The following is an 11,484-nucleotide window of genomic DNA, read 5'->3' as shown; positions in this document are numbered from 1 at the left end:
AGTAATCGAAGTTAGCTGCGAGAGCTAGATCTTCTACGCGGCTTTCATCTATATATGCCAAACACCCATCTTTAGCGTCATAATCAAGGCCGCCCTTGGCTATACAATCAGCTTCATCGCTGGCATCAAAAAAGTATTCGCGTGCATCACCCTCATTGGCAGATACAATAAAGTTGGCTCCTTTCCAACTAAAACTTGCAATTGTATCTGGCTGATACATGCCATATAAACCAGGGTATGATTTAAAGTTAACACCGCCGTCTTTGTCTGAAGCGTCAAATTGTAAGTTTGACCAATCTTTAAAACCGAGCCCTTTTAGCTCAAGGGAATTATCTTCAAGGTTGATGATAGCTAGGCCGTTATTTTCTTGAATAGAGACATAGGCGTATTTATTATCCTTGGAAATACTCACATATTCTGGCTCTAAATCCATCGCGACGGTGGTATTGATTAAATTGCCATTAATAGTACGCCCAGTAGGATTGGAAAACACTAAGCCCTGCGCTTCTAATTCTGCTTGCTGATTATTGTAAGCTTGAAAGTTGATACTCAAAGCAGTATCGGCAATAGTGCCGTTATTAATATCGATAATGCTAATAGTGCCTTCGGGGTCGATACTGTAATCGCCATTTGGTTCACCTTCATTAGCAACCACTACTTTTTCACCATCATGGCTAAATGTCACCATGTCGGGTAGGGCACCCACTGTTACATTTTTAATAAATACTGGTGTATCTCCGCTAATATTATAAAACGCTATTTGGCCAGCTTCACCTACGTTTGTAGCAGCCATTGCTACCGCTAATAATTGGTTATTTGCATCGATAGCAATGCTGTTTGCATCGCCAGGTGTATTTTCATTTAGTGAGAGCGTAATAGCAGAGGCTAGGTTAGTCGCGGTTACAATACCTTCGTTATCTTTTACTAATGCAGCGGTGTCGAACGTATTTGCAGGAATAATATTCACAACAGCCTCATCACCAGAGCTATTAATAGCATAAATCCATTTTTTAGAAGCTTGGTAGGCGACTATTTCAGCTGCCCCCTCTGGGCTTTGTGCATTGAGTACTGCACGACCAATAAGATTGATATTTAAAGCTGAATTTGCATTAGTGCCGTTTTCACCATTATTACCCGCTGTACCTTGTACACCCTGTGCGCCATCTTGGCCGTCATCACCATCAAGTGAGCAACCACTTAATAGTGATAGCAAAGAAAGGGCTATTATTGATTTGTTTAACATTATTGTTTTCCTTAGTGTTGTATTCGTTAAATATCAACACACAGGGATGACAACAGTATGGCATTTTTATTTATAGAATATTTAGACAATAAAAAAGCGAGTTATAAAACTCGCCTTAAATAGGGCTTGGCCTGTTACTCATTAAAACGGACTGGCCGCTACATATTATTTATATAATCATCGCGCCTTTTTCGAGTTATTTTTATAAACTCTTTTAACTCATCAACTGAAGGCTCAATACCTTGTTGGTTTTTCTGTTCAAACCAATCGGTAACATCACTGATTATGAGAGAGCCATCCTGTAGGCATAATTCATCATTTTTTAACCAAACATCGGGACCTCTGAATGATGGACTAGTATACCAATTACAAAAGCTATATCCCTCACGTGTTAATTTAGACTCAATATAAAAACTATTAGCAATAGATAAAATTATATATAAAGGTATTGCGCGCAGCATAAGCTTTACCATTAACCTTATTGTTTTTTCATTGCGGAAGTTCAATACTTTTTGTAAACCTGCAATTGTCATTAAAACAGGAAATGGAGTCATTACTATTATCGGAGCCAACAAGCCGCTTTCTCGAATATAATAAAGCGACTCATCAAAATAAACATTTTCAACAAACCCATAATAAGAGAAATAAAATAAAGCCATTGTAAATAATATAAAAGCAAACAGGCCTATCACAACTGTTAATTTATGCTCGAAGCTTTGTTCTGTAAAACGTTCTTCGGATTTTTCCCATTCTAAAATAGACATTGTTTATAGCTCATTTTTATTACTATTTAGATTTATAGATGGCAACCCAAATAAAGAATTAAAAAAGGCATAGGGATCTTCAGAAAAACCCTTTTTCAGCTTTTTATTTATGTTAATTATTCCAGAGTTAAGGTCGCTTTCAATTTTTCTCAGCTTAAATGCGATAGCATCTACGATTGGGTCTGTTGAAAAAACCATTGTGAGAACAGTAAAAGCGAGCCCTACACTAACAACAATAATAAGGGGTATTACTGCACTGGTAACAATAACAGCCCCAGCAAAGGCCGTTGCAATATGCGTTACAGCCACTGTCGTAGCTATAGCTGCTCCAACCACGGCCATGTCTACTGCTATACCAGCAACTAAGTCATGCCATGTTTTTTGATCATTTAAAAGGAAGTCTACCGCATGAAACGTTACTGAAATTACCAGAGTGAGCACAAAACCGCCTCTCATCGCTTTTGCAGCTTCTAATTTACCGACTCCTATAGTAAAAAGTTTGGGGTTACTTGCTAAATAACGAGTACCCGTTAAATGTGCTCTGATACCAGGGTAAGAAGTCATTATAATAGCGGGAGAGCCGTTATAAACTTTAATTTTAAACTTACCGAAAACATTACCTTGGCGCTGCATTATAGTCGCTATAATGGCTAATGCCTTCATATCATCAAATAAAGGGTAGAGCCCTCCTCCAGTTTTTAATGAGTCTTTAATTCGTTTCCATTTACTTGATAGTGAATTGTGCTTTTCCAGTAAATCATCAAGCCAATCGACTACTTCAGAACGAGATTTACCTTCTTTCATTTTTACAGAAATAATATAATCAACAAACTCTGCTGAGTTCATTTGAATTAGAGTATGATTATTACCTGATAGGATACTTTTTATTTGACTTTGGCGTTGTCTTTCAACGATTGCCCGGCGAGCATAAGCTGACATGTAACACTTCCTTGAGTTATATTTTAATCCATTATCTAATAGTCTAATTAATTAAGAATATTTAGGCAATAAAAAAGCGAGTTATGAAACTCGCTTTAAATATTTAATAAGTAATGGTCATTACTATTTTTTAACTGGGCGTTTCCAACCATCTAAATTACGTTGCTTGCCACGTGCTACGGCTAGCTGATCATCCGCTACGGCATTGGTAATAACAGAGCCTGCACCCACAGTTGCTGTAGCACCAATGTTTACAGGAGCAACCAGTGACGAGTTAGACCCTATAAAGGCATTATTGCCAATAATGGTTTTTGCTTTATTAACCCCATCGTAGTTACAGGTAATTGTGCCTGCGCCAATATTCACTTTCTCGCCAATTTCAGCATCACCTAAGTAACTTAAGTGGTTTGCTTTAGAACCTTTGCCTAAACGGGTTTTTTTCATTTCGACAAAATTGCCAATGTGCGAGTCTTCTTCCATTACTGCACCAGGACGAAGGCGGGCGTATGGACCGAGTGTACATTGAGCCGCAACTGATGCATCTTCAATTAGTGTATTGGCTTTAATAATAACATTGTCACCGATGCTACAGTTTTTAAGTACACAGTTAGGTCCAATTTGTACGTTATTACCAAGCGTTACATTGCCTTCAAAAATAACGTTGATATCGATGAGGACATCTTCACCTGTTTTAACGTCGCCACGTACGTCAATACGTGCAGGGTCAGCAAGGGTGGCCCCATTTAGCATGAGTTCTTCTGCTTGCCATGCTTGGTAAGCACGCTCTAATCCTGCAAGTTGTACGCGGTTATTTGCACCTTCAACTTCCATTGGGTGATCTGGTTGTGCTGATGTAATTTCTACGCCTTCACTATGCGCCATAGCAACTATATCTGTTAGGTAGTATTCACCTTGGGCATTATTGTTAGACAAGTTACCTAACCATGTTTTTAAAAGCTTACCATTAACCGCCATAATGCCAGTGTTTACTTCGTTTATAAGTAACTGCTCTGCGTTAGCATCTTTTTGTTCAACAATACCCACTAGCTTGCCATCAACACGCAGCATACGCCCATAACCATTTGGGTTTGCTAAATTAACGGTTAATACTGCTAAACCATTTTTAGGTGTCGCTGCTAATAAACGTTCAAGTGTAGATTGCTTAGTTAAAGGTACGTCACCGTATAAAACCAGTACAGTGTCGTCGTCATTTATATGTGGGTTAGCTTGTGCCACTGCGTGGCCTGTACCTAGCTGTTCAGCTTGCAGCACCCAGTTTACGTTATTATCGGCTAATTGTTGTTGTAATAGTTCGCCGCCGTGACCATAAACTAAGTTAGTAGAGGTTGCACCTAGCGCATTGGCATTATCGATAACATGTTGAACCATAGGTTTACCTGCCACTTTATGCAGTACCTTAGGAAGAGCAGAACGCATACGGGTACCTTTACCCGCTGCAAGAATAACCGTTGTTAGAGCCATTAAAACAATTTCCTTTTTCCGTTGTTTTAGCTTAATAGAATAAGTGTGCTGCAAAGTAGATTACGTAAGTCACATCATGTGCAAATACTCAGTAGGCTAAGCAATGACTACTGAATCTTAACTTAAGCAAAATAACACCTAATAGAATAGGGTTATTGTAGCGGGGATTTAAGGAATATATAAGCGCGTTTAAAGGTATTAATTCTTTAAACGCGCCTTTTTATTTAACTTTACTCATCGAAAAGTATTTTCGCCTTAACAAGTCATGTATTACAAACTCTTGCTCTCTACCATATGCTTTAAACATTCGGTTATTGTGCATATGTAAAAGAGAGCTTAAAAGTGAATCTCGAGTGCAGTTAAGTTTATTTTCTTTAATAAGCTTAACTAAAACTTTAACTACTGGTTCAGCATCACTCATCCATTCTTTAAATAACTTAGAAATAAACGTTTGAATTTCGTCCAGTTCATCTGTAGCAGCAATGTTTAGTTTATTGAAATCATCATCTAACTGCGCTTGGTACTCTCGAAAACGGTTACCTAATTGCTTACGTAAAATACTGTTTTCATTAAACTCATTACCAAAACCATCTCGTAAATGGCTGATTAGATTTAACCGCTCAGCGTCGCTGTAATCAAATAGATTAAGCAACTTATGTGTGTAGTTTAGAGCTATACGCCAACGTATATCTTCACCGTAGTCATCTACTAATAAACACGCTTTTGCAACTAATGAGCTGTCATACATAAATAAAGATTCAACTAAACCTATAGATTCAGGGCCTCCATAGCGTTCAACTTCTCGCTCATAGGTCATTAACTCTACTTTATGTAACTCTCCGCTTTCGATCATTTGATCAAGTAAGTTATTTAATAAAGGTAATAATTCGCCACATAATATATTTGGCTCCCCGTGAAAACGAACTCTAATATGCCAATCTGGATCTGAATATCTAATAAAAAACCACTTGTTAAACAAGTTTTTATTCGACTCAATGAGTGGAAGTAATTTCTCACTCAAAAGTTGCTCAACTAAAGAGTTACCACTATAAATTTTTAAACTAAGCCACTCAGAGCCAGCACTAAATCGTCGTTTAATTGGCAACGCTGATATATTTGCAAGAGGCTCATCTACAAAGTGTTTATGTACTTTTGCTTGCGTATTTCTAAAAGGCACTATTATTTCATTATTATAATGATGTCCAAACTCATCTCTAACGCGAGACGAAAAACTAGAAGATAAAACCTCCTTCAACTCAACCTTAGTTTGCCCCTTAGTCTCTGCGAGTAAAATTTCAAACATATCAGAGTTTCGCAAATCTAACTGCAAAATATTATCAAACATTGCATAGCAAACTTGTGTATCTAACTGGTAGGTATTGAAGAGAGTATTAAGCTTATCTAAATCTAGTTGGCCATCAATAAAAACTTCTTGTAGATGTTTTCTATCAACGCGCCATGTTTTTTCACTCAGCACTAAATTATCTAACATTATTCGTGGAACAAAACTATGCCTAGATGTACTTTGCGGCATAGAAAAGTTAATAGGGCGTCCGTCTTGGTGTTGTAACATACATAAAAACTTATAAGCACTAAGGCTACGCGATGAATAGTTGTGCGCACATGACAAACGCGGAATAATTTGTTTATTTAGTCTCTTACTCCAAAGCTTAACATGCTGACCTTCAACCCATACATATAAATCACTTAAATGTATTTGATACTCCTTATTTAGGCTGCTATCTGCCATAAATACAATTTCATATTCTCGTAAATGCGGGCGAGCAATAACATTACCTGGCCGCCCTTCTGGCATATGTACAACTTCAGCAAAAATAACATCGGGTGAGTGCGCTTGCTCTTGTTTTAACTCCTCTATCACTGCATTTTTAAAATTTTCATCTAAGTGACAAAAGCGACCTAATAAATTTGCCGATGATGGCCCATAACAACCATTAAACTTAAAGACTGGATTTTTTTATCATCTTCATAAAGACTTAACATAGCTGCAAAAGAACTAGGATAACTTTTGATAGCATCTTTATTCGCTATTTTACTTTTCAATTCTTTACTTGTTAGCACGATACAATCTTTATGACGATTAGCAGGAAGGCTGATAGCGTCTTCAATAATTGAGTCTATTAAACTGATACTTGCGGTTGAATTTAAAATGCTTCCTGCGCGAGCAAGGTGTAACCCTGCTAACAAGGGTGTTTCATAGCTAGTTTCATTTGAAATGCCAATCCCAGTCTCATCATCTAAAATTACATCTAGTGGTACAAACTGTCCTTCAAAACGATTATGAAATTGATTGATGAACTGAGATAAAGAGTTACTTGCTTCGTTCGCACTTAAACCAGACAGCAGTTCAAGCTGCTTTTGCAAACGATTAACTTCTATTTCACTTAAATAGCAAGCATTGTAATTACGATAAACATCAGCTTGAAACAGCTTGTTTTCTTGCACTTTTATTGGCAGTTCTTCTAAATGTGAAAGTAATTGCTTATAGGGGGCAATAGTCCCTTTTTTATCTTCATCTAAAGACTCTATTTTCACTAATGTAGTTGCTAAATTGTCTGAAATATAATTTTCATTAAGGTTTTGAATTGATTTTAATAAAGCATAGTCAGGAGAATCTCCTGTTAACGGTAACGGAATGTCGGCTACTAGCGCCCCTTCATTAATTAAATCTTGAATATAGGACTCAACATCCTCTTTATTTGCATCTTTGTATTGTATAAAAAAGGCCTCACATAAACTATTAAAGCTAATACCGGCGCTAGATCGATTTAGAGCAAACCTAAAATACTCATCACTTTCAATGGCACTCAATCGATATTGCATACTATTATCTAAGAGGTAACTTTCTATATACCGGCATTGATCCGCAATAAAATAATGTGAGGGGTTTGGCTTATATATGAGTGAATTTGAGCGAGGGGTATTTTTAATAAAGTAATCTTTTAGTGCGTTTAAATAAAACATGTCTAAACGCGTTTTACGGCTATCTTCTTTATAATTTCCAACAATTAAATCCGTAGACGAAGTAATATCGCCTTTGTTTACACCAGAAAACAAACCAAATGGCGTTGGCCTTGAGCACATTCGAACCATATATTTTATTAAGGCATGTGAAATCTTTTTCCCTTGCTTGGTGTTTGGCTTTTCACGCCATTGACTTATGCGTTCTAATAAAGAAGGGCTTGCAAGATAAAGCGCCTCTTGAACACCGTACATACCTAACCAGCTTTCTAGTATTTTGTTAGTATTTGCATTTACATCATTAAATTGTAATAGCAGCTCATTACTTAACCGTGGTACACGTATAACAAAAAACGGAGCACTTTTTATTTTTTCAGACACTACTACATCCTTTCATTTTTAAGTAACAAACAGCAATCAGAACAACCAAACCCTCTGCAGACTATAACCCATTACTATTATTTTTTATTAGAATGTCTTTTATCATGATGATACTGCATAAGAAAGCCAAGAGTTAACAAACAACCCATCATTTTTAAACACTTAAAAAACAAAATATACAGAACGACTACGCAAAGCCACAAACATTAACATCCAGGGGTTGTAAAATGGTTTCTATGAGGATTAAATGAGTTAGGCATGTTCTATTGAAATAAATGATGAAAATGAAACTAAATAAAAAGAAAATTAAAAAGTTATCGTCGGGCATGAAGCTTATACCGAATGAGATAACACCACTAATAGCCGGAGGAGGACATTGCGTAAAAAAGCAAAAGTCGATTGATGAAAACAATATAAAGACGTTTTTTTATTTTACTTATTGAAACTAAAACATCTCTAGTATCTGGTTATTATATGCTTACTCATACAATTAGAATCGGCGTTTAATAGGCTGGCTTTAGGTATTTTTATGAAACTAGCCGTTTTAATTTTATGACTTAATCACATTACCTAAAATGGTGATGTGCCAATAACGATAATAGGTGGAATGCAAATACAACCTTAACCATTCTGACAGCACCAAAAATATTATCTACTTTTTCTATCTCTATAGATTTTACTACTATCGCTTAGTAATAAATGGAGGGAAATTAATAAATGGAGGAATACAACCATTACCATTTTCGTCCATACGTACACCACCGGAAATAGCAGATATTGTTTCTTTATTTTTTAACTGAATCATTTTTTCGCCTTAAATTGCTTATTAAAATAAATCTTTACTTTTACTTATACTGCGGGGCACTGCGACCCCGCACCTAAAGAGGATTACATCCAGTCTTCTGGTGGGAATGGACGAGGATCGTTACCATCTTCAGGGATAGCCATAGTGATCGGATCATCTGGACCACCGGTCTCTTTTAAAGCGAGGGTTACATTGAAGTCGCCTTTACCGCCAACAACTTGTTCATTTTGTGTTTTTTCTAATGAAAATGGGTGCATTTTCTTTTCCTTATTTACTTTCTCGTTAATGGCTTTATTGCCGTGTTTATTACGTGATACTCCGCCAAGAATTCACGTAACGTTAAAAGCTATCTCAAACTATATTTTTTAATTACATCCAGTCTTCTGGTGGGAATGGACGAGGGTCGTTACCATCCTCTGGGATTGCCATTGTAATTGGGTCTGTAGGATTGATACCACCGCCATCCTCTGTACAACCGCCAAAATAAGTAACTTTAGAGGCAACGCCACCTACAACTTGCTCTTCTTGTGTTTTTTCTAATGAAAATGGGTGCATTTTCTTTTCCTTATTTACTTTCTCGTTAATGGCTTTATTGCCGTGTCTATTACGTGATACTCCGCCAAGAATTCACGTAACGTTAAAAGCTATCTCAAACTATATTTTTTAATTACATCCAGTCTTCTGGTGGGAATGGACGAGGGTCGTTACCATCCTCTGGGATTGCCATTGTAATTGGGTCTGTAGGGTTGATACCACCGCCATCCTCTGTACAACCGCCAAAATAAGTAACTTTAGAGGCAACGCCACCTACAACTTGCTCTTCTTGTGTTTTTTCTAATGAAAATGGATGCATTTTCTTTTCCTTATTTACTTTCTCGTTAATGGCTTTATTGCCGTGTCTATTACGTGATACTCCGCCAAGAACTCACGTAACAGTAAAAACTAATATTTGTATTTAGCTACTTACATGATTACCGGGTTAAAGTTCTAATAACTTGACCCAAACAGTCGACCCAATTACCATTTTCGTCCCAACCTAATCCACCAGCAACGGCTTTAATCTCAACAATATCTAACTCTTTCATATATGCTCTCCGTTTTATTAATTATTAATGCTCTAACATGTAATCAACAATATAATCGGACATTGAAATGCCTGATTGTTTTTCAAAACCAATAAACATGGGTGAAGGATTTGCCTCTAAAAAATAATACTCACCGCTTTTATCCCTACGCCAGTCTATAGCGGTCCAATTAAGGTATAACTCTTTTGTTATTTCTATAGCTTGTTTTTTTATTAGCTCAGGTGTATCAATCACTACCAGTTTTGCATCATCATCTACTCTAAAATCAGCCAACTCACTTTTAAGCTCTATTGATATAACACGCTCACCTATTACATAAGTCCGTATATTAGTGCCGGCTATAAACTCTTGTACTGTAATAGGGGATTTAGCCAACGCTGGTTCAACTCTTCCAGCCTCTAAGTGAGACTCTGTTAAAATTTCAGTATGCGCGCCACCAAAAACGGGTTTAAAAATACTTTGCTCTAAATTTTTATATGCAAGCTTTATATCTTCTATGTTGTTACCAACATAGGTTTGAGGAATTTTAACGCCCAAATTTTTTATTTTTTGTAACTGATACGGTTTTTCTTGATGATGCTGAAAAGCCTCCCAACCATTAACCCACTTAGTGCCATTTTTTAAGTAAAACCAAGTCCTTAAGCAGGCCATACTATCCTTTGCAGCAATACCCTGCTCAGTCATAAAAGTGGCTCGAGTCTCTTCATCAGACACGCCCGAGAAGCTACGCCAGAACACGGCTTTAATATCACTTAAATTGATAAGCGTGCCACAACTTAAAGTTAAGCTGCCATCGCCATCATTGGGTGAAAAACTAAACTTTACTTTGTTTGGAAAGTCATGTGATTGCAGTAGATATGCATCTACATTTCTCGCTTTTAATTTATTTAGTATTTTCAAGGCATGCTCATCATGTAACTGCCCAATAACAATATAAGCCATTTATAAACCCTATTAATTAAGTGTGTAATAATCTAAATTACTTATGTCGCTTTCCGCGATATTAAATATTTGACAGCTATTACTTATAACACCGTCTGAATCTAAATAGCTGTCAATACAGTCTGCTGCCATTTGTTTATCTAAAAAACGCTCTAATTCATATTCTGATTGGAAGTACTTAGCCATTTTATTATTCCTATTCTGTTATTTTTGGCTGTACAACTACGCTTTTAAATATGCATATTAAACCAGCCAATTACTCGTTTATAATTCAAATTCATGTCGCTCTATGTTTTCGACGGGATTAATAATGAGTTTATTTTTTAAAGATTGCAAAAGCCTAAAAAAAACAACAAATCAATACAAATCAATAGCTTGCGCTGAAATGTTATTTTATTATAATTTCATTTTATGCTCTAAATATGAAATAACGCGGTTTGTAAGCGCTGTATATTGTTTTAATTAGCTGGTGAAATAATAAGGTGGTTTCGACTATAGGTAGTAATTGCAGGAACTTAGGAACTAGGCTCTTCCTGAATAATATAGACACCTTTTATTTATAAATTAAGTAGACATAGAAAAAGTTAGTAATAAGGTTTCTTTATGAGGTTTAATCTTTGAGTAGATCGCAAAGTTATCAATAAACACTTTTCTTTAAAGCGAAAATAAACAACTCAGTGCAAAGTGAAACAAGTGATCTAGCAATAGAGGTAATTTTGATTTATCCACTTACTACTCCAATGCTAATTGTAGTTTTTCGCAATGGGAGAGCGGTATTTACTAAAAGTAATATATGGGACTTTTTATATCTAATTGTGTTCCGTGGCTATTTTTAGTGCTTTTATTAATCAATGAATAAGC

General features: G+C 36.3%; 11 protein-coding genes and 1 pseudogene (1 of these 12 cut by a window edge). All 12 read right to left on the bottom strand.

The window, feature by feature from the left end:
- Positions 1-1,243: the 5' portion of a choice-of-anchor I family protein gene (locus AB8618_RS16035; protein WP_413401031.1), read on the bottom strand. It extends 542 nt beyond the left edge of the window; 1,243 of the gene's 1,785 nt are visible here — the first part of the coding sequence; it begins with the start codon at positions 1,241-1,243; the stop codon falls past the left edge of the window.
- A gap of 158 nt (positions 1,244-1,401) precedes the next feature.
- On the bottom strand, positions 1,402-2,007 hold the full coding sequence (locus tag AB8618_RS16030) for a DUF1240 domain-containing protein (RefSeq protein ID WP_409424285.1): 606 nt from the start codon (positions 2,005-2,007) through the stop codon (positions 1,402-1,404).
- Positions 2,008-2,010: 3 nt separating this feature from the next.
- Positions 2,011-2,946, bottom strand: a complete 936-nt coding sequence (locus AB8618_RS16025) for a hypothetical protein (protein ID WP_409424284.1) — start codon at positions 2,944-2,946, stop codon at positions 2,011-2,013.
- Between the two features lie 123 nt (positions 2,947-3,069).
- Positions 3,070-4,428 (bottom strand): bifunctional UDP-N-acetylglucosamine diphosphorylase/glucosamine-1-phosphate N-acetyltransferase GlmU, encoded by a 1,359-nt coding sequence (gene glmU / locus AB8618_RS16020; protein ID WP_413401030.1) that lies wholly within the window; start codon positions 4,426-4,428, stop codon positions 3,070-3,072.
- Positions 4,429-4,648: 220 nt separating this feature from the next.
- Positions 4,649-6,319: pseudogene (locus AB8618_RS16015) on the bottom strand (thiopeptide-type bacteriocin biosynthesis protein); the annotation flags it as partial.
- Between the two features lie 29 nt (positions 6,320-6,348).
- Positions 6,349-7,791 (bottom strand): lantibiotic dehydratase, encoded by a 1,443-nt coding sequence (locus AB8618_RS16010; RefSeq protein ID WP_418157322.1) that lies wholly within the window; start codon positions 7,789-7,791, stop codon positions 6,349-6,351.
- A gap of 682 nt (positions 7,792-8,473) precedes the next feature.
- Positions 8,474-8,596 (bottom strand): hypothetical protein, encoded by a 123-nt coding sequence (locus AB8618_RS16005; protein WP_283235055.1) that lies wholly within the window; start codon positions 8,594-8,596, stop codon positions 8,474-8,476.
- A gap of 83 nt (positions 8,597-8,679) precedes the next feature.
- Entirely contained in the window at positions 8,680-8,853 is a 174-nt protein-coding gene (locus AB8618_RS16000; RefSeq protein WP_413401028.1) for a hypothetical protein, read from the bottom strand.
- A 112-nt stretch (positions 8,854-8,965) separates the two neighbouring features.
- Positions 8,966-9,151, bottom strand: a complete 186-nt coding sequence (locus AB8618_RS15995; protein WP_309167869.1) for a hypothetical protein — start codon at positions 9,149-9,151, stop codon at positions 8,966-8,968.
- Positions 9,152-9,263: 112 nt separating this feature from the next.
- Positions 9,264-9,449 (bottom strand): hypothetical protein, encoded by a 186-nt coding sequence (locus AB8618_RS15990; protein WP_309167869.1) that lies wholly within the window; start codon positions 9,447-9,449, stop codon positions 9,264-9,266.
- 256 nt (positions 9,450-9,705) lie between these two features.
- On the bottom strand, positions 9,706-10,623 hold the full coding sequence (locus AB8618_RS15985; RefSeq protein ID WP_413401027.1) for an ATP-grasp domain-containing protein: 918 nt from the start codon (positions 10,621-10,623) through the stop codon (positions 9,706-9,708).
- A 12-nt stretch (positions 10,624-10,635) separates the two neighbouring features.
- Positions 10,636-10,809 (bottom strand): hypothetical protein, encoded by a 174-nt coding sequence (locus tag AB8618_RS15980; protein WP_171039663.1) that lies wholly within the window; start codon positions 10,807-10,809, stop codon positions 10,636-10,638.
- Positions 10,810-11,484: the final 675 nt, after the last annotated feature.

The sequence above is a fragment of the Pseudoalteromonas sp. RW-H-Ap-1 genome (assembly GCF_048318575.1).
Classification (GTDB): Bacteria; Pseudomonadota; Gammaproteobacteria; order Enterobacterales; family Alteromonadaceae; genus Pseudoalteromonas.
This window is presented reverse-complemented; position numbering and strand designations above follow the sequence as displayed.

Bases quoted from the DNA above. Each gene is read 5' to 3' on its own strand.
- AB8618_RS16030 (WP_409424285.1), bottom strand. From the start codon at position 2,007: ATGTCTATTTTAGAATGGGAAAAATCCGAAGAACGTTTTACAGAACAA.
- AB8618_RS16025 (WP_409424284.1), bottom strand. From the start codon at position 2,946: ATGTCAGCTTATGCTCGCCGGGCAATCGTTGAAAGACAACGCCAAAGT.
- glmU (WP_413401030.1), bottom strand. From the start codon at position 4,428: ATGGCTCTAACAACGGTTATTCTTGCAGCGGGTAAAGGTACCCGTATG.
- AB8618_RS16005 (WP_283235055.1), bottom strand. From the start codon at position 8,596: ATGATTCAGTTAAAAAATAAAGAAACAATATCTGCTATTTCCGGTGGT.
- AB8618_RS16000 (WP_413401028.1), bottom strand. From the start codon at position 8,853: ATGCACCCATTTTCATTAGAAAAAACACAAAATGAACAAGTTGTTGGC.
- AB8618_RS15995 (WP_309167869.1), bottom strand. From the start codon at position 9,151: ATGCACCCATTTTCATTAGAAAAAACACAAGAAGAGCAAGTTGTAGGT.
- AB8618_RS15990 (WP_309167869.1), bottom strand. From the start codon at position 9,449: ATGCATCCATTTTCATTAGAAAAAACACAAGAAGAGCAAGTTGTAGGT.
- AB8618_RS15985 (WP_413401027.1), bottom strand. From the start codon at position 10,623: ATGGCTTATATTGTTATTGGGCAGTTACATGATGAGCATGCCTTGAAA.
- AB8618_RS15980 (WP_171039663.1), bottom strand. From the start codon at position 10,809: ATGGCTAAGTACTTCCAATCAGAATATGAATTAGAGCGTTTTTTAGAT.